Source organism: Rhizobium sp. CFBP 13644, assembly GCF_014842165.1.
GTDB lineage: Bacteria > Pseudomonadota > Alphaproteobacteria > Rhizobiales > Rhizobiaceae > Agrobacterium > Agrobacterium tumefaciens_C.
The window spans coordinates 21,506-39,204 of the sequence record NZ_JACYVF010000016.1 but is presented as its reverse complement, the minus strand read 5'-3'; the positions used below and the strand labels follow the sequence as shown (position 1 = coordinate 39,204).

15 protein-coding genes, 1 pseudogene and 1 other annotated feature are annotated in these 17,699 nt (G+C 54.1%); of the genes and pseudogenes, 12 read left to right on the top strand and 4 right to left on the bottom strand.

The window, feature by feature from the left end; all coding sequences use genetic code 11:
• Positions 1-895 precede the first annotated feature (895 nt).
• Together IFT53_RS23065 and IFT53_RS23060 are read left to right on the top strand one after the other, a co-directional pair.
• Positions 896-2,050 (top strand): annotated as a pseudogene (locus IFT53_RS23065) (IS3 family transposase).
• Positions 1,146-1,264 (top strand) — a sequence feature (AL1L pseudoknot). Its footprint overlaps the pseudogene before it by 119 nt.
• 341 nt (positions 2,051-2,391) lie before the next feature.
• The gene (locus IFT53_RS23060; RefSeq protein WP_192068339.1) at positions 2,392-2,814 is read left to right on the top strand and encodes a DUF192 domain-containing protein; all 423 of its coding nucleotides are present in this window, start codon (positions 2,392-2,394) and stop codon (positions 2,812-2,814) included.
• Here IFT53_RS23060 and IFT53_RS23055 read toward each other — a convergent pair whose 3' ends face one another.
• A complete protein-coding gene (locus tag IFT53_RS23055; protein WP_192068332.1) occupies positions 2,815-3,540 on the bottom strand; it encodes a response regulator in 726 nt (241 codons plus the stop codon).
• A gap of 394 nt (positions 3,541-3,934) precedes the next feature.
• Here IFT53_RS23055 and IFT53_RS23050 point away from each other — a divergent pair, with 394 nt between their 5' ends.
• On the top strand, positions 3,935-5,260 hold the full coding sequence (locus tag IFT53_RS23050; RefSeq protein WP_192068330.1) for a hypothetical protein: 1,326 nt from the start codon (positions 3,935-3,937) through the stop codon (positions 5,258-5,260).
• Positions 5,261-5,356: 96 nt separating this feature from the next.
• Here IFT53_RS23050 and IFT53_RS23045 read toward each other — a convergent pair whose 3' ends face one another.
• Together IFT53_RS23045 and IFT53_RS23040 are read right to left on the bottom strand one after the other, a co-directional pair.
• Entirely contained in the window at positions 5,357-5,986 is a 630-nt protein-coding gene (locus IFT53_RS23045) for a VirC2 family conjugal transfer protein (protein ID WP_192068328.1), read from the bottom strand.
• Positions 5,987-6,682 carry a conjugal transfer ATPase VirC1 gene (locus IFT53_RS23040; RefSeq protein ID WP_192068326.1) on the bottom strand — a complete coding sequence of 232 codons (696 nt, stop codon included), beginning with the start codon at positions 6,680-6,682 and terminating at the stop codon, positions 5,987-5,989.
• A gap of 225 nt (positions 6,683-6,907) precedes the next feature.
• Here IFT53_RS23040 and IFT53_RS23035 point away from each other — a divergent pair, with 225 nt between their 5' ends.
• The 4 genes from IFT53_RS23035 to IFT53_RS23020 all read left to right on the top strand — a co-directional run bounded on the left by IFT53_RS23035 (position 6,908) and on the right by IFT53_RS23020 (position 11,376).
• Complete coding sequence (locus IFT53_RS23035; protein ID WP_192068325.1) at positions 6,908-7,357, top strand: DNA mobilization endonuclease VirD1/MobC family subunit; 450 nt, start codon at positions 6,908-6,910, stop codon at positions 7,355-7,357.
• On the top strand, positions 7,320-8,399 hold the full coding sequence (locus IFT53_RS23030) for a relaxase/mobilization nuclease domain-containing protein (protein WP_192068323.1): 1,080 nt from the start codon (positions 7,320-7,322) through the stop codon (positions 8,397-8,399). The genes IFT53_RS23035 and IFT53_RS23030 overlap by 38 nt, the downstream gene beginning before the upstream one ends.
• A gap of 49 nt (positions 8,400-8,448) precedes the next feature.
• Entirely contained in the window at positions 8,449-10,383 is a 1,935-nt protein-coding gene (gene virD4, locus IFT53_RS23025; protein WP_192068313.1) for a type IV secretion system ATPase VirD4, read from the top strand.
• A 165-nt stretch (positions 10,384-10,548) separates the two neighbouring features.
• On the top strand, positions 10,549-11,376 hold the full coding sequence (locus IFT53_RS23020; protein ID WP_192068311.1) for a hypothetical protein: 828 nt from the start codon (positions 10,549-10,551) through the stop codon (positions 11,374-11,376).
• Between the two features lie 276 nt (positions 11,377-11,652).
• On the opposite strand, the gene IFT53_RS23015 is transcribed toward IFT53_RS23020, so the two are convergent.
• Positions 11,653-13,326 (bottom strand): ATP-binding protein, encoded by a 1,674-nt coding sequence (locus IFT53_RS23015; RefSeq protein ID WP_192096969.1) that lies wholly within the window; start codon positions 13,324-13,326, stop codon positions 11,653-11,655.
• A gap of 10 nt (positions 13,327-13,336) precedes the next feature.
• On the opposite strand from IFT53_RS23015, the gene IFT53_RS23010 reads away from it, so the two are divergent.
• The 5 genes from IFT53_RS23010 to IFT53_RS22990 all read left to right on the top strand — a co-directional run bounded on the left by IFT53_RS23010 (position 13,337) and on the right by IFT53_RS22990 (position 17,693).
• Entirely contained in the window at positions 13,337-13,699 is a 363-nt protein-coding gene (locus IFT53_RS23010; RefSeq protein ID WP_192068307.1) for a hypothetical protein, read from the top strand.
• Between the two features lie 141 nt (positions 13,700-13,840).
• Positions 13,841-14,650: a transglycosylase SLT domain-containing protein gene (locus tag IFT53_RS23005; protein WP_192068306.1), complete on the top strand. Its 810-nt coding sequence runs from the start codon at positions 13,841-13,843 to the stop codon at positions 14,648-14,650.
• A gap of 12 nt (positions 14,651-14,662) precedes the next feature.
• Complete coding sequence (virB2, locus tag IFT53_RS23000; RefSeq protein WP_192068304.1) at positions 14,663-14,998, top strand: pilin major subunit VirB2; 336 nt, start codon at positions 14,663-14,665, stop codon at positions 14,996-14,998.
• Positions 14,998-15,324 (top strand): type IV secretion system protein VirB3, encoded by a 327-nt coding sequence (locus IFT53_RS22995; protein WP_192068302.1) that lies wholly within the window; start codon positions 14,998-15,000, stop codon positions 15,322-15,324. Before virB2 ends, IFT53_RS22995 begins: the two co-directional genes overlap by 1 nt.
• The gene (locus IFT53_RS22990) at positions 15,324-17,693 is read left to right on the top strand and encodes a VirB4 family type IV secretion/conjugal transfer ATPase (RefSeq protein ID WP_192068300.1); all 2,370 of its coding nucleotides are present in this window, start codon (positions 15,324-15,326) and stop codon (positions 17,691-17,693) included. The genes IFT53_RS22995 and IFT53_RS22990 overlap by 1 nt, the downstream gene beginning before the upstream one ends.
• The last annotated feature ends 6 nt before the right edge of the window (positions 17,694-17,699 follow it).

The window sequence follows — 17,699 nt, the reverse complement described above, 5'->3', positions numbered from 1 at the left end:
CGCCAAGCCCGCCAAGCCCGCCAAGCCCGCCAAGCCCGCCAAGCGCTTGTCAGGATATATAGTGCTGTAAAAAATATTCGTTCACAAGGTCATGGGTTCGTTTGGTACGTCGTTCAAGTCTATGATCGAAAAATCGTATGTTTGTGGGTTTGTGCATTCTATTAAAGAGTTGGGCGTTGATGAAGTTCAACGGGGACAAGCTTATACTTAGTTCCAGCGGCTGGAAGGAATGATCGACGTTTCGAGCTGGGTAACTGTCTGGTCGCAGGGACACGAAATTCGCCGAGTCAAGGATGTCGTTCACGGCGAAAATTAGCGACGTTGGCACTAGATCGATATTGATCAGGTCCCGGAAAAACTGCTGAGAAGGTCTGTCTCTCAATCCCCTTACGATGGTTCGAAAAATTTGCTCAAGTCTAGAAGAGGACCGATGGTGAATCCTTATCGCTTGGTCGGGGCTGGCATTGCTGCGCTCGATTTAACCACAATACCGCCCAGGATGGTCAATCATGTTTTCGACACACTAATCCGTCGCAACTATTTTGGTCACGGCGCTCACCGACTGGTTTGCTGATCTCGAAACGCGCGAACGCTGGTCGAAAACGTGCACATTTTTACCTTCAGATTGAACCAACCGATCTTTCAGAATAAAGCGCTACGCTTTGCTCTTGCTCTCTCAGTCAATCGTCCATTGATGGTGTAGGCGCACTGGAGGAATAAAGCGNGCAAACCGCAAGGCGATGGAATGCAATACTGAAGAAGTTAAGCGTCTGGTGAAGGAAAGCTGTGAACCGCCCCGGCTTGGCCGGAGACCCCAACTTGTGAGAAGTAGGGGTCTCCGGCCAAGCAAAACGACGAACAAATTTCTCCTGAAGTCCGCGCCCGCGCCGTTCGGATGGTGGCGGAACATGAAGCTGAACATCCTTCCCGTTGGGCGGCGGTATCATCGATAGCGGCCAAAATCGGCTGCTCGGCACACACCCTCCATGAATGGGTTAAGAAGGCCGAGGTCGACAGCGGCAGGCGTGCAGGTTTGCCGAGAAGATGAAGGCTCTGGAGCGGGAGAACCGCGAGCTTCGTCAGGCAAATGAGATTCTGCGCAAGGCGTCTGCTTATTTTGCCCGCTTTCGGCGAATGCAAGCATTCGCCTGTCGGGCAGGGAGGCGGAGCTCGACCGCCCACTGAAGCGATGATTTCCTTCATCGACGAACACCGCTCGGTGCTCGCGGTCGAGCCGATCTGCAGGCTGCTGCCGATCGCCCCGTCCACTTATTATGAGGTCGTCGCCAAGCGAACGGACGTGGGTCGCCTATCGGCCCGCGAACGGAATGATATTGCCATGAAAGTCGAGATACGCCGGGTGTTTAATGGGAACTTCCAGGTCTATGGCGTGCGGAAAGTGTGGCGACAGTTGCAGCGAGAAGGCTTCGACATCGCCCGCTGCACCGTCGCAAGGCTCATGAGAATGATGGGGCTTGAAGGCATCATTCGTGGCAAGCCGATCAAAACCACTATATCGGACAAGTCTGCCCCGTGTCCGCTCGACCGCGTCAACCGCCACTTCAAGGCTCCTGCGCCGAACATGCTGTGGTTATCCGATTTCACCTATGTCGCGACCTGGCAAGGCTTCGTTTACGTGGCCTTTGTCATTGATGCCTTCGCTCGTCGCATCGTCGGTTGGCGGGCAAGCCGAACGGCCCATGCGGGCTTTGTGCTCGATGCCCTCGACCAGGCGCTTCATGATCGGCGGCCCGTCAAACGTGGCGGTCTGGTTCATCACTCCGACCGAGGCTCGCAATACGTGTCCATTCGCTATTCCGAACGGCTGGCGGAAGCAGGCATCGAGCCTTCTGTCGGAAGCGTTGGCGACAGTTACGACAACGCTCTCGCCGAAACGATAAACGGTCTTTACAAGGCCGAGGTCATCCATCGACGGGGACCGTGGCGAAGCTTTGAAGCCGTGGAGTTCGCCACGCTCGAATGGGTCGACTGGTTCAACAACCGCCGCCTTCTGGAGCCCATAGGAAACATTCCGCCTGCCGAGGCCTAAGAACAATACTATGCCATGCTGGACGCACCAGCCATGGCCGCGTAACTTAAACCAAACGGTCTCCGGCCAAGCCGGGGCGGTTCAGGGAGTTACTGTCCTTCATCGATAAGTCGAGATACGGGACGCTATTGAGCAAACCAGATAGCACATTTGAGCCTAGGCCGGCCGATGAAGTTTGTAACCGCAATCTGACCGACTGAAATAGTATCATCATTGCCAAATCCTATAGGTCTTTCCAACACCAACTTGGAGCGCAAAATATGCGGTTGCGTAGGCCGGCAAAAGGGAGCCTATTTTCACTCGTCATAGCTGCCGGAGTGTCCGTACTGTGCATGCTGCGGATGTTCGGATACGTTACGGCAGACGATACGGTGCATTTCCCGACGGCTTCACTCGTGGTGACGCAGAGGGAAGTGCATACGACGTTTTCGGTGGAAGTCGCAACTTCCGCGGAGCAGATTGCCCGAGGCCTGATGTTTCGAGAAAGCATGGACGATCGCTCAGGAATGCTCTTCGTTCTGGCAAAACCTCAAAAAGTCAGCATGTGGATGAAAAACACTCCTTTGGCGCTGGATATGATCTTTGCCGACGTCGACGGCAATGTGAAGTTCATACAACGTGACACTCAGCCCTACTCCGAGGAATTAATTTCCTACGGCGATGACATTCAATACGTTCTAGAGTTAAACGCTGGAACCGCGTCCAAGCTAAAGATTTCCAAAGAGGCGCGCATTTCCAGCCTCGGACTCGTTCCACCCCGCTGATTACGCCGCTATCCGTCCGTAGGAGACTTCGACATCGACGTCGAAATAATATCCAGCTCCTCTTGCGGTACAGATAAGACGCGGGTTGGAGGGATCGAGTTCAAGCTTCCGGCGCAGCCGAAGGATCAGGACATCAATGCTCCTGTCGTAGACTTCTTCTTCATGGACCCGGCTGGCCGACAGCAGATCCTCGCGTGACAGGACATCCTTGGGCTTTTCCAAGAAGGCGACCAGCAGATTGAACTCGCTTGCCGTAAGTTTTATTTCCGCACCACTGGACGCAAGCAATCGCCGCTGTTTCAGGTTCAACGAATAATCCGCGAATGAGAAAAACCTTCGGTCTTTAGTTTTCGGGCTCATGCGCGCTCGTCCCCGCAGGGCAACTTTGATGCGGGCTAGAAATTCGCGCGCGCCAAAAGGCTTCGCGATGTAATCGACTGCTCCAAGTTCGAGACCGATTACTTTGTCCGCTTCTTCCAGCCTGTCGCCGCTGATGATAATTACAGGAACATCTGTGCGGGCCGAGAGGTTTCTGACAATATCGAGGCCGTCTTCATGTCCTAGATTCAAATCGACAACAACCACGTCGATTGACTCGGCGCTAAGAACCCTATGCATCTGTTTACTGTCGCATACAGATGTTACTCTCATCGCATGTATCGATAAGTTATGGCTGATAAGGTTTCGAATTGCTGGATCATCATCAATAACGAGTACGTGCTTCACTTAATAATCCTTCCAGTGGCATGCAGCTTACGGCGCTTGCCACTTCGTTATCGCGAGACTTAATACTGCTGAGGTTTAGATCGGGCGCTCGCCCAAATTTAATATAATTTGTAGCCAGTTATATTTGTATGACATAAAACCACCCTGCAGGCGCTTTGCCGTTACAACTGTAACCGTACAGCCATGATTGGAAACTTGGTTACCGTATATTCAGATCAGGTAAGGACGTTGAGACAGGAAAGACGAGACTGCGACATGCTTTCTAGGGCTCAATATGTCAGTTGCCATCAACTAGCCGAACAATGCTTCACTTGCAGGCCGATTTCAATTGTCACAGCCTGGCTTTCCATCTTCCATTCGCAGCAAGCGAGAGGCTGAAGTGCGGAGACGGAATATGCCGGATGAAATGCGAAGAGAGTTCAGTGGCAATGGAGTAGTGCGGTCGGCAAAGCGGGGCCTGGAAGATGATGCGAGCCCGGTGCACGCGAAGCGGCGGCGATTAATGGACCTGCAAGCCGATATTCCCAGAATTGAAGGACATGCTAGCTCCGGATCGCAAGAGAGCGAGTTGGAGCTCTTCATGCCGCAAGCGGCCCCGTCAGAAAGCTTTCGGGTCAATAGTCGGAAGATTGGTGGCAGACAGATACTAGAAAAAACCCCGCTTCCCCCGAGGCCATCGTTTCCGCCAGTATCTGCCTATGGAAAAAAGGAGAAGGATCCTCCGGCTCATTGGTCGCAGGTTCCGCCGAGGCACGACCTCGGCGTTTACAGCCACAACCTTAAGGTGGATCTGGATTTTCACGGGCGTGTCCTTGAAAGAGTTGGTCTTTCAAAAGTGCTCGCGTACAACATAAGGCGTCAGGGCGGGAGGGAAAGCAACATCTACGGGTCTGTCGCATCGCCCGATCGCCGACCCTTCGTTATTGCGGCTGACCACTACGACATGAGACACGGCGAATACCAAATGGTCCCGATGAGCAAGGCTTTTGTTCTGTTGGGGAAAGAAGGGGGGAAGCCAGTTTATGCTGGACTCACGAAAGATAATTTTTCGCGGCTCAGCTCTTTGGAGCTCAAATTCCTTGGCTTTGGTACCGTGGTTCCTGAGCGATTTAGCACCGGACAAAACCAGCCGGACAGCCCTCGGCCTTTGTTTTCTAGAAATTATGCGCTCATGAATCCCGAAGAAAAGGAAGAGCTGACCAGCAAGCATATAGAGCTCTCTCAAAAACCCACTGGGTTCACGAATCTCGCTCAAAATCTCGCCCAAAAGGCGAGACTCTCGGCGGACCTCGTGTCTAACGCGCGGCTTGGTGCGCCCTTGCTCCTCAATGAGAATGAGGCGGTGCGGCTTGCCAGTATTGGAAGGATATCGGTGCCAAGGCCGTCAAATCTATGCCTACTGACCGATATCGAAAAGAGGCCAGCCTACATTCGACTGAATACTTACCAGTCTGGCAAGTTATCTGAGCGCGAATTGTATCGCCTTGGTTTCGAACCAAGCTGGACGCAAGGCTTAGCGCCACAGGAGAAATACCAACTAGGGTTATTGCCTGCTGGATCCATGGCGCTTGCTGATGCAGTGAGGGATGAGACCAAGCTAACGGAGCTTGCTCGGACGTCAAACCGAAGTGGGGAGACGCGCGCCTCCGAGCGAACCGGCTCGTCGGAACGCGAGGAGATATCACGATCAAGGGATAGATCGAGGTATCCGGGGCGTTGAAATAGATCAGTCGGATCGACTAAGGCTAAAGTCCACGACAGTTCGTACGGCGGTCGAAACGACGTACGTTTATAGTGCGATGCAGATTCTCGACTTTCACGGCTCTACCGCAAAAAACGTAGCAAGTGCGGCGGTTGCCAATTTCAAGCCGAATGCGCGCGAAGTTTCCATCGCCATCGGGTCGAAATGCGAGCGAGCTAGGGAAACAATCTCGGTTGCGACCATGCGGGATGTCTGCACCGGCGGCGATCTTCGGGAGTCTCTTAGGATCTCGTAGCTTGACGGTGCAGTTCGGAACGTACCGCATTCGATCATGGTTTCGTAATCATCAAAAGCCCGGCGAAGGATCATCTGCAGCGATTTGGAAGGCGGATATTGCCTGCGCAACGAATCGAAAATGGAGGATACGCCCGGTGCCGGCGGATATGCGAGCAAGAATATCTGGGTTTTGATCGTCGATGATTGCGGTGTCAGTGCATCGACCGTTCTGTCTGCATCTAGACCAGGCGAAACAGGACGACGAGGCCGTTTTTCATACGAGGGCGCTTCGTTTTGGGGCTGAGAATGCTGACGAGCCTGCATCATAGGCTTTGCTGCTAGTTCCGATTTGGCCGTGTCTGACCGGATCGCGTCTGCGTGCCGCGGACAATCGGAAGATCCATTATTATGTATCGAGGACCGAAGACGTGCTTCGTTGACGGATATGCTTGGCTTGCGGATAACCATTCAGACCACCACAGCGCGTTCGACCGTTTCGGCGAGCAAGCTTAGTTCATCCATCGCCGTCTGGAGATTGCGCGCTATGAGGCGCATCATGGGGTCCTGCCCGATATTGTCGAGCGTGAGGTGTAGCATGCCTCTTTCTTTCATGGCAGCGAAGGCGTCCCGCTCGTGCATTGGAGGCTCGATCAGCGGGAGTGCCTCCAGCATCTCGGCCATGGCGCGCTGCGAGGAGGTCAGGCGACCTACAGGCACGCGCTGGCGTAGGATCGCCGTGGGGATCGACAGATTTTCGTTCATCAGCAATTCGATGACGTAGCGATAGGTTGCCAATGCTTCGTCGACATCGAGTGGAGTCAGCATGGTCGGGATCAAAAGAAAGTTCGAGCTGGCAATGATTGTGTTATTCAGCTCGCTCGAGCCGCCATGGGTGTCGGCGAGTGCGAAATCGAACCCCTCGCGCTCCGCGACCTCATAAGCCTCTTCTAGCAGTGCCATCTCGTCCGCCTCGAACACTTCGCAGAGCGGATCCCAACTGCCTTTTTGCTCAGAGTTATCGCGCCAACGGGAGAGAGGTCGGTTTTCGTCGGCTTCGAAAAGTGCAACCCGCCGGCCAGACCTGGCAAAGGCCGCACATAATCCCATCAGTGCCGTAGTCTTGCCGGCGCCTCCTTTGAAAGAGCAGCACGTTATCAATTTCATATGCAATATTCGCTTTGGATAGTTTGAAGTTAGCATGAATGTATATTTGTACGTTTTTAAATTGAAGCGAAAAAAAAATTAAATGGTTTCGATTTTTTGTCGGTTTTATGTCAGATGAAATGATTTATACATTGCATTAACAAAAGATATATTGATGTACTTGACTGCATGTCTATTTTAACATCGTTTTTGCTCGGATCCCCGGGTCGCAGTTGGAGATGATTTATGGATGAGGGCGCGCAGCCACATCTTCCTTGGGGAGCGGTGAAAGACCAGAAGTGCCATGGAGATCAAGAACGCTTCACGGTCGTGAGCGTACGGCTTCGGCTGTCGGAGTTCGAGGAATTTTCGCGCCAGGCTTCCAGTCTAGGCCTCTCAAACAGCATGGCGATGCGCGCAATGATCCGGCGCGCAGCCGGTTTTCTAGAAATTGAAGCGGAAACGCGGGTAAAGCTCGAGGAAACTAATGCTGCCATCGTAGCAACGGCAACGAAGCTGTCTGAACTGTCCCGCACATTTAGTGCCGGTGGAGCGGATCTAGAGGCGCTTAAAACTGAGCGAGCACACTTCGGCCGGTCCTTTGCAGAGTTGGACAGTCTTTTGCGCACCATTCTCAACGTCTCACGCCGAAGAATCGATGGCCGCACTCTGCTCAAGGAAGTCGCCGGCCTGTGAATACAATCTCATGACATCGAATTATCAAGTCATTGTGAGGGTCATCCCTGGCGGCGGCTGCAAGACCTCCGGGGCTCTTTATGATCAATTGAAATACCTTACGAAGAAACGGTCAGTTCTTGAGAATATCAATGGTCAGTTCGTGGAAACGCACACCGAGTATCCAAAGATATACCGTTCTGAGCGCCACCAGAAAGACGAAATCAAGCGATCAGAACTTCTGGCGGAGTCAAAGAGATGGATTGCCGAAAGTGGGCTCGATCTTGGAGACGATAATAACCCCAGACGCGATCAGGACCTAACTACCCACATCGTCGTCAGTTTTCCGGAAAAATTCGACCGTCGTCTCGCCGAGGATGCCGGGCGGGCCTGGGCGGAGGAAATGTTCGGAATGCAGCAAAAACATGGAGGGGAATACAATTATTTCACCGTCCTGCATCTGAACAAGAAGCACCCCCATGTGCATATCGTCGTCAACAGGCAGCCAATGTCGGGTAGGCGATTGAAGATATCCGGCTCTCGTGAAGCGATCAAATGGGAAACGCTTCGCAAGGTGATGGCGGAAATCTCCTATGACTTTAACTTCCCGCTCAACGCTTCGTCGCGTGCTGAACGCAACATCATCGAGCGTCCTATCACCTTCGCGGAACATCGCCGCAGGATGCGCAATGTCTCCGTTGTTCCCGATCTCCACCACGCGGGCTCGTCCTCCCCGGAAGCAAGTGATTTCAGCCAGAGTCGATCGCTTACGCCATCTTCTTCCGCTCTCTCCGGGCGAGAGGCATCGGTCGGAGTTGCGTCGCGGGTGTTGTCCCCCAATCCGCCACCAACTGCCTCCCGCGAGACTTCGGCAATTATAGAACCTCCGCCTACACGCGAAAAGCTGCCCCCCGTTAGTCCCCAGCAGATAGACCGCGAGGACCGCGAGGAACGCGAGAGGCGAAAACGTCGCCGGCAACAGCTTGTCGAGCGGAGCTTGCGCCAGCATGACCGACCGGAAAAGACGGGAAAACGCGGTGATCGCGATGGGCGAGAGATGTAATTGATGAGCGAATACGGCTGGCTGAGGATAAAAATGAGGTATTTTGGCCATGTCGAACAACGGTAAGCCGGGACTAGGTGCTAGTCTGATCGTCGCTTTCGTGACTGGACTTTTGGCCGCAAGTGCCTATGTGACCTTTCGCCATGGGTTTAGCGGCGACGACCTCGTCAATTTTAACGTTTTTGCCTTCTGGTATGTGACCCCAATGCATCTTGGTTACGTCGCTCGAGAGTTCGTGATCTGCCTCATTGTGGTGACAAGCACTGTCGCGCTCGTCATGCTGATACAACTGAGCTTAAAGTTGCGCAATCGCGAACATCATGGCACCGCCCGCTGGTCCTCATTTGAGAGTTTGGCTCGTGCAGGTTATATCCGGCGGTTTAGCCAGATCACCGGTCCGATCTTCGGAAAGACCACATCACCCTTCTGGTACGGGCGGTATCTCACCAATGGCCCGCAGCCGCATTCCCTTGTCGTTGCACCTACGCGCGCGGGGAAGGGTGTAGGTATCGTCATTCCCACGCTTCTGACTTTCAAGGGGTCGGTCATCGCGCTGGACGTGAAGGGAGAACTGTTCGAGCTTACGTCGCGCGCGCGCCGCGACCGAGGCAACGCTATCTTCAAGTTTGCGCCGCTCGATCCGGATAGACGCACTCATTGCTACAATCCGGTGCTCGATATTATCGCAATGCCGCCGGACCGGCATTTCACGGAAGCGCGCCGGTTGGCAGCCAACCTTATTTCCGCAAAGAGCAAAAGCGCGGAGAGCTTTTTGGCTGGCGCACGCGATCTTTTCGTGGCAGGCGTGCTTGCCTGTATAGAGCAAGGAACACCGACAATCGGTGCCGTCTATCAGCTGTTTTCGCAGCCGGGCGAGAAGTACAAGCTGTTTGCTCGCCTAGCCGAGGAAACCAAGAACATCGAGGCGCAACGGATCTTCGATAACATGGCCGGAAACGACACAAAGATACTCACCTCCTACACTTCCGTTTTGGGAGACGGAGGGCTCAATCTTTGGGCCGATCCGCTTGTGCGTTACGCAACGAGCCGGTCCGATTTCTCGATCTACACTTTAAGACGAAGCCCGTCCTGCATTTATCTGTGCGTCAACCCGAACGATCTTGAAATCCTGTCGCCTCTGATGCGGCTGATTTTTCAGCAGATCGTGTCGGTGTTGCAGCGATCGCTGCCTGTACGCGACGAGGTAAACGACGTGCTCTTCCTGATGGATGAATTCAAACATCTGGGCAAGCTGGAAACGATCAGCACGGCGATCACCACGATAGCGGGCTACCGTGGACGATTCATGATCATCGTACAGAGCCTTTCCGCCCTCACCGGTGCCTATGAGGAGACAGGTAAGCAGAATTTTCTCGGCAATGCGGGCATTCAGGTGTTCATGGCGACGGGCGATGACGAGACTCCGAATTATATCTCGAAAGCAATCGGCGACTACACATATCGCGCCCGTTCGACCTCCTATCAGCAAAGCAAGTTGTTCGACACCAACGTCCAGCATTCCGAACAGGGAGCGCCTCTATTGCGCCCGGAGCAGGTCAGGCTGCTCGACGACGATACGCAGGTCGTGCTGATCAAGGGTCAGCCTCCGGTCCTGATGCCGAAAGTAAAATATTATGCCGACCGGAGGCTGAAAAGGATTTTCCTGAGCCAGGCTGGACCATTGCCGGAGCCTATCCCTTCCAGTCCGTCGGCTGATGCGACAGATGTCGTCGTCTCGCTGCCGACATCTGCCACCGCTTCTCCGAGCGTAACGAGACCGATGAGGGCGGAAAGCGAGGAGGTATTGTCAGCGCCAGTTGCTCATCAGTCCGACTACGAGACATCCGACATAGGGAACGGACAGGATTTGTCTGCTCCTGAACCCGACGATGAAGTTGAAAATGACAATCCGGCCGCGATCGCCCAAAGGGCACTACTGGATCAGATCATCGCTCTGCAGAAGAAACGCAGCAGCCGTTTCTGAAGGAGCACGTCTATTGCAGATGAAACCCGACTGAGAGAAATCGAATTCGCGCCGCAACGCCGGTTCGTTAATGTGCAAAGGCCTTAACCGCATAATTCGCCAACCGAAAATGTCGGAGGGCGGCGCTTTTTGGGCGATGGGATCATGTAAAAATAGGTGTTTCAAATGGTAGAGAGCAAGAAGAGAAAAAGGGACCAACGTGATGGTGCCGCTTCTCCACAGGAAAAAGACGTATCATCCTCCACGTCTCGGTTGGTTTTACCGGTTCGCAGCAAGGCAGCGCCGGTCACCGCCGCCGCTGGGCCAGGGGCTGAGACGATACCGTCTTCGGGGCAGAGCAAAAAGCGAGACTGGCAAACCTTTGCGGCGAGCGAGTTATCGAAGGGTAATAATACAGCTGCTAGCCTTGATCGTGACAACAAACGTCCGCGGATTGGCGCTGGGATCGCCGCCTCGGAAACGGGCGAAAACGTCACTGCATCTGCTACTTCTGACAACAAAAGAAAATGGCAACAATTCACGGCCGGCGAGACGGCAGTTGAAAATGGCGCCAATGCCGAGGGTAAACGCGTCCGTCTATCCAACGACGGCCTGTCCGCAGACAGCAATCAAGTCTCGTCCATTCCTGGCGTGCAGGCGAAGAGCACTACCAACCATGCGGATATGGTCAGCGTCAGCGGGCTCAGTGTGTCGGATGCCGGTTCCCCCCGTATTGCGTCGCAAACTCGCTCCGTATCTGGCAGCGACACATCCAGCAATTACGGATCAGATTTCAGCCCTAGCGAAATTGCCCAGTTAGACGGCAGGGCGAATACCTCGAACGCGAATGGCAGCACACGTTATGGCTCCGATTGGAGTGAAGACACAACGGCAAAGATCATCGAGAAAGTGGACGAGCTATCCGCCAAGAGAACCGCGGAATGGGTCAACACTCAGCAGAAGCCTTCTTCCATCCCGCGGGGCATTGAAGAGCGGCAACGGGATTCGCGCTAGCGCCGCCTCATTATCTCGCAACTGTTAAACGCTGCAGCCGCCTGATCCATAACAAGATCGGGCGGGCCAAAGTACTTGATAAACCTGCACCAGCTTCTCAGGTGGGGAGAATCTTGACGACCCGCAACGCAGTTCTTACTCCTTTGATGGACACTTTGATTGATTACCCACGATTTTAATTATGATTACGTTGATTGATACGTTTGAAATGAACAAATCATATGGAAGAACCGCAGGTTGGCGGGCAATCAAAGATTGTGACTCGTCGGGCATCGGTCAAAGAGGATCTGGTGCTGGAAAGCTGGCCGGATTTACGCGTCTTGACAAGGCATCAGCCAAAGCCTGTGAAGACAATGGTTTTTCCAGATAATCTGCGTGTCCCAAATGCTCGCTCAAGCCGGTACTGCCGATCAGGATAAGCCGACCGACACTCTCAGGATGCAGGCATCGTAGAAAATGTTGCATCTCCAAATCGGGGCCAATATCCGCAAGGACGACATCCTCACGATTGCCATCGCCGGACCAGCATTGGTATTTTTCGTTGCTTTCGAAACCGAAAGGCTCATACCCTAAGGCGGCGATCTTGTCCTCGTACATCTCCCTTGCATCTCTATCCCTGCAAAGGATGGCCACAATTTCACCCTTGCCTAAGGGGACGTGGTCGGCGCTGAAAAATGAAGCAAGCTCGACTGGCGGTCGCGTGCTGAGCGGTATAGCGATGTCGAAGCGCGTACCTGCACCGACCACCGATGACACATTAATAAAACCACCAAGAGCAGTCACCTGACGCAGCACTGTCGACAATCCGAGGCCTGTCCCGCCCGTCGGGGCTTTTGTCGTGAAAAATGGCGAGAAGATGTTATCGACGGCGGTTTCTGGTATGCCAGCACCGGTATCCACGACCGAGATTTTGGCATAGCGGCCGGGAGGCATGACGCCCGTCGATACGCGTCTGCACTCACTCACCTCGTCCTGGGCAACGACGATCTCGATCTTGCCGGAGCTTGCAATGGACTGCCAGGAGTTCCGGCACAGGTTCATTAGCATCTGCTGGATCGCTACCGGATTGCTATCGATATTTACTTTGTCGAGAACACTGATATCCAACATAATGCGGCTTGGAACGGAAATTCTGATCAGTGCCTCGCTTGCCCTCATTACCTCGGCCAAACTGATCGGCTTGGTTGTACAGTTTCTTTTCCTGCTCATTGTCAATATCTGGTCAATGATGATTGTGGCCCGCTGGGTCGACTCCAGGATGTTTTCTAACTGAATGTCGGTCGCCTTCTTGCTCAATGAAATCAAACCTCGATCCGCAAAACCCTGAATAGCTGTCAGAATATTGTTGAACTCGTGCGCAAGCCCTGCCGTGACCGTCCCTAGGATGGCAAGCCGCTCGGAATGTTCGAGCTTATGCACCGTCGTCCTGAGCTCAAGGTCTTGTCTTTCAGCGTGAATATTGTGCAGGAACCGCCGGACTGCTCCGCGCATGAACAGAAAATCGTGATCATGTGCGCGCATGATCCAATTGCTGAGCGGCCTGTAGGTGATGACCGCAACGAGGTTGTCAAAACTAATCCGTTCGACCTGACGCTGCCGTGGGGAGACGAGCCGGTCTGGAGCGGCCTTGAAGGGGCCCGCTGAATTTTGGCGTGTTGCGAGTTCTAGGGCATCTACGGCTGAGAACGACATGTCTGCCGGGTTGGTAGAGAAATGATCGATGATGGCCTGCTGCGAGTTGTCGATGACAGTAAGTGTCAGATGTCGAACCCGCATTACAGTTGCGATCGGAGCAAATGCGGCAGCTGGTCTATAGTTCGGGATACTGCTGCCGTGAGTGCGGTCAACCTCCGGCGAGTAAAATGCCGCATCTAACCTCTCAAGCGCATCTTCTTGAAGCCGGAGTCTGGAGGACAGTTCTGCTGCTTTGCGGCGAACCCAGAAGATCATGATAATTATTATGAACAAAATGACTGCAGGAACAGCCATGCTCATGCCAGGCTTTTCGAAGCCGGATGGCCAGCACTTGATCGCAAGCAGAGTGATCATTGCCGCCGCGACTAGCGAAACAAGGCCTTTAAAAGCACCGGCGCTCATTCCTAGTGATTTAAATAAGTCATTAAATAACAATGTTCTAGCTTACCTTTCACGACTAGATGAACTTGGCGAATATCATGAAAATCTTAACATGCGCAAAGCGTGGGCAAAAACCGCAAATTGTTACATCTGTAAAATTTTAAGGGATTTTATCCTTCATCTTGCCAGCAGTAGCCGTTTGCCTCGCCAGATCCCAACAATGGTTTGCAAGACTCGCCAATGGTAAACCCGCAAGCCAAAACTTCAGATCATTTGTCGCCGTCGATTGTTTCAGATGAAATCAAAACGATTAGTTATTAAAACGTTAATGTAACGCTGCCCCATTAAGAAAGGTCCGCAATCATTTCTTTGGAGCTAGTGATCATCCATGCGCATGGCGCTTTACATTGTCGGACTGACATTGGCCATGCCGCTTGGAGCGACGCCACGAGAAATGTCCAAAAGCGATTTTCTAGCGTTGGCTGGACGATGCGCGCCAGGAGTTGATGCGTTTACCCTGATGGCGATCGCGACGGTCGAAAGCTCACTCCATACATTGGTCATCAATGACAACTCGACCGGAAAAAGCACATCCTTTTCATCGATCGAAGAGGCGGTGGGCACAGTAGACGCGCTGCTCCAGGAAAAGCATTCGGTCGATGTCGGTCTCATGCAGATCAATTCGGCAAACTTCTCAAAACTTGGCCTGACAGCCGAAACAGCATTTGATCCTTGTCGGTCTGTGCGAGCCGCCAGCCTCATCCTGGGGAGCCGCTATCATGGCGGGGAAACGGCTGAGGAGCGTCAATGGTCCCTTCGCGGTGCAATTTCGGCCTATAATACCGGGAGCCTCCGCCGCGGTTTCGAAAACGGTTATGTCCATAAGGTGGAGGCCGCGGCGGGCATCGTCTCGCTCAGCGCGACCAGTATCCGCACGCTCGGCTCCGCCCAAATCGCGCCCGGGTTCTTTTCCGCTGCCAGTGTTCCGGCGCTGATGCCTACCGCCGGCGAAACGCCGATGGGGCCGGTTAACCCTGGTTCTCTCGTTCCGGTGGCGGCTGGCGGGGCGCAGGGGATAGAGCTCGAAACCTGGGATGTCTGGAAATCCTATGCACGCCGGCAAGCCGAAAGACACGCTGCCGCGGGTGATGACGATCGCGCGCCATACCGGCAAAACGATCATGTCCTTTTTGAGTAAATGGAGAGAATAATGTCAAAATTTGTTGCCGTCTCAGGCGCGGAAGTTAAGCCGAAGGGTGGGCCACGCCGCATCAAGGCTCTAACTATGGTGCTGACCGCCCTGTGGATGGGTGCTTCCACTCGTACGGCCTCTGCGCAAGGTGCAGATCCAGCAGCCATGCTGAACAATATCTGCGACTTTATCCTTGGCCCGTTCGGTCAGTCGCTAGCGGTTCTCGGCATTGTTGCCATCGGCCTTTCCTGGATGTTTGGTCGCGCTTCGCTCGGTCTTGTTGCGGGTGTTGTTGGTGGCATCGTCATCATGTTCGGCGCAAGCTTTCTCGGCCAAACGCTGACGGGTGGCTGATGTCCGAGAAGCTCGAAGAAACGACCTTGTATCTGGCGGCTACGCGCCCGGCACTGTTTCTTGGGGTGCCGCTTTCGTTAGCCGGCGCCTTCCTGATGCTGGCGGGCTTCATAATCATCATCTTGCAAAACCCACTGTACGAACTCGTGCTTATACCCTTGTGGCTGGCGGCAAAATTGGTCGTGGAACGCGACTACAACGCCGCTAGCGTGCTTCTGCTTTTTCTCCAGAGTGCTGCACGAAGCGTCGATGGCCCCGTTTGGGGTGGCGCATCGGTCAGCCCCTATCCGATCAAGGTGCCACCGCGCGGCCGGGGAATGCTGTAATGTTGGGAGCAACCGGAGCAACCGAGCGATCGGGCGAGATCTATCTGCCATATGTCGGTCATCTGAGTGACCAGGTCGTGCTTCTCGAAGACGGTTCAGTGATGGCGATGGCGCATGTGGCGGGTATCGTGTTCGAACTGGAAGACGAGGCCTCCCGCAATGCGCGCTGCCGTGCTTTCAACACGCTGTTCCGCAATATTGCTGACGACAACGTCACAGTTTGTGCCCATCTCGTGCGCCATGACGACGTGCCGCCGAGACCTACGGGAAAATTCCGCAGCAGCTTTGCGGAAAATCTCAAGAACGCATTCGAGGATCGCGTCCTAGAAGGTAACTTGTTCCGCAATGATCAATATCTGACGCTAGTTGTGTCGCCGCGAAATTCTTTAGGCAAACTAAGCGGCAAGATGGTGCGCAAATACAAGAAGGCGGACAATGATCTGGCTTCCCTTGTCCGCGTTCTCGATGACCTCTGGCATGTAATTGCCGGCGCACTTGAAGCATATGGCGTTCGTCGCCTCGGCATTCGCGAACATGATGGCGTTGCCTTCACCGAGATTGGTGAAGCGCTACGCCTCATCATGACATGCCGATTTCTTCGCGTGCCAGTCACCACCGGATCGCTGGGCGCGTCGCTTTACACCGATCGCGTGATCTGTGGGAAGCGCGGAATAGAGATCCGATCTCCCGGCGGCAGTCAGGTCGGCTCGATCTTCTCCTTTCGCGAATATCCAGCAAAGACCCGCCCTGGCATGCTTAACACGCTGCTATCAACCGATTTTCCACTGGTGATGAGCCAGACGTTCGGTTTTCTCACGCGTGCGCAAGCGCACGCAAAACTGTCCCTGAAATCTAGCCAGATGATGAGTTCGGGCGACAAGGCGCTCACCCAGCTTGATGAGTTGGCACATGCCGAAGATGCACTGGCAAGCAACGAATTTGTTATGGGGTCACACCACTTGAGCGTCTGTGTCTATGCACACGACATGAAGAGTTTGGCCGACCGTAGTGCCCGTGCCAGGGCTAGATTAACCGATGCTGGCGCCGTGGTAGTCCAGGAAGGTATAGGCATGGAAGCGGCCTACTGGTCGCAATTGCCGGGCAACTGGCGTTGGCGCACGCGGCCCGGCGCTATCACCTCTAAGAATTTTGCAGGCTTTGTCTCGTTCGACAATTTCCCGATGGGATCGAAAACGGGTCATTGGGGCAATGCAGTTGCCCGCTTCAGGACGAATGGCGGGACACCATTCGACTACATTCCTCACGAAAACGACGTCGGCATGACGGCGATCTTCGGCCCTGTCGGCCGCGGCAAGACGACGTTGATGATGTATATCCTCGCCATGCTCGAGCAGAGCATGATCGAGAAGAACGGTACCATCGTCTTCTTTGACAAGGATCGTGGCGGGGAGCTTCTGGTACGCGCCACTGGTGGCACCTACCTGGCACTGCGCCGTGGCGTGCCGAGCGGTCTGGCTCCTCTGCGAGGCCTTGAGAACACACCGGCCGCCCGCGATTTTCTGCGCGAATGGATCGCCGCTCTTATCCAAAGCGACGGGCGTGGCTCGATCCTACCAGAGGAAAACCGTCGGCTTGAAAGAGGCATTCGCCGTCAGCTTTCTTATGCGCCAGAAATGCGCTCCATTGCCGGTCTTCGCGAATTTTTGCTACATGGCCCGTCGGACGGAGCGGGTGCCAGGCTTGAGCGGTGGTGCCGGGGTAACGCGCTCGGCTGGGCTTTTGATGGCGACGTCGATGAGGTCAAACTGAGTGACAGGATTACTGGTTTCGACATGACTCATCTACTCGATTACGAGGAGGTTTGTGCACCAGCTGCGGCATATCTGCTCCACCGTGTCGGCGCCGTGGTCGATGGCCGACGTTTCGTCATGAGCTGTGATGAGTTCCGGGCTTATCTTCTCAATCCGCAGTTTGCCGCCGTGGTCGACAAGTTCCTTCTGACAGTGCGCAAGAACAACGGCCTGCTAATCCTGGCGACGCAGCAGCCGGAACATGTACTAGAATCTAAGCTGGGGGCGAGCCTTGTCGCCCAGTGTATGACGAAGATTTTTTACCCCTCTCCGACCGCTGACAGGGCAGCTTACTTGGACGGGATGAAATGCACAGAAAATGAGTTTCGGGCAATACGGGAAGATATGGCGATTGGAAGCCGAAAATTCCTTCTCAAGCGTGAAAGCGGCAGTGTCATCTGCGAGTTCGATCTTTCTGCGATGCGGGAATATGTAGCAGTGCTCTCCGGTCGCGCGAATACAGTCAGGTTTGTCGACGAGCTGAGGGAGCGCCATGGCGAAGATCCCGCATTTTGGCTCGATGAATTCATGACCCGATACACCGAAGCCAGAGACTAAGGGAGA

Coding starts and splice junctions, on each gene's coding strand:
- IFT53_RS23060 (WP_192068339.1), top strand. CDS start 2,392: ATGTTCGGATACGTTACGGCAGACGATACGGTGCATTTCCCGACGGCT.
- IFT53_RS23050 (WP_192068330.1), top strand. CDS start 3,935: ATGCCGGATGAAATGCGAAGAGAGTTCAGTGGCAATGGAGTAGTGCGG.
- IFT53_RS23045 (WP_192068328.1), bottom strand. CDS start 5,986: ATGGTTATCCGCAAGCCAAGCATATCCGTCAACGAAGCACGTCTTCGG.
- IFT53_RS23040 (WP_192068326.1), bottom strand. CDS start 6,682: ATGAAATTGATAACGTGCTGCTCTTTCAAAGGAGGCGCCGGCAAGACT.
- IFT53_RS23035 (WP_192068325.1), top strand. CDS start 6,908: ATGGATGAGGGCGCGCAGCCACATCTTCCTTGGGGAGCGGTGAAAGAC.
- IFT53_RS23030 (WP_192068323.1), top strand. CDS start 7,320: ATGGCCGCACTCTGCTCAAGGAAGTCGCCGGCCTGTGAATACAATCTC.
- virD4 (WP_192068313.1), top strand. CDS start 8,449: ATGTCGAACAACGGTAAGCCGGGACTAGGTGCTAGTCTGATCGTCGCT.
- IFT53_RS23020 (WP_192068311.1), top strand. CDS start 10,549: ATGGTAGAGAGCAAGAAGAGAAAAAGGGACCAACGTGATGGTGCCGCT.
- IFT53_RS23015 (WP_192096969.1), bottom strand. CDS start 13,326: ATGATCTTCTGGGTTCGCCGCAAAGCAGCAGAACTGTCCTCCAGACTC.
- IFT53_RS23010 (WP_192068307.1), top strand. CDS start 13,337: ATGAACAAAATGACTGCAGGAACAGCCATGCTCATGCCAGGCTTTTCG.
- IFT53_RS23005 (WP_192068306.1), top strand. CDS start 13,841: ATGCGCATGGCGCTTTACATTGTCGGACTGACATTGGCCATGCCGCTT.
- virB2 (WP_192068304.1), top strand. CDS start 14,663: ATGTCAAAATTTGTTGCCGTCTCAGGCGCGGAAGTTAAGCCGAAGGGT.
- IFT53_RS22995 (WP_192068302.1), top strand. CDS start 14,998: ATGTCCGAGAAGCTCGAAGAAACGACCTTGTATCTGGCGGCTACGCGC.
- IFT53_RS22990 (WP_192068300.1), top strand. CDS start 15,324: ATGTTGGGAGCAACCGGAGCAACCGAGCGATCGGGCGAGATCTATCTG.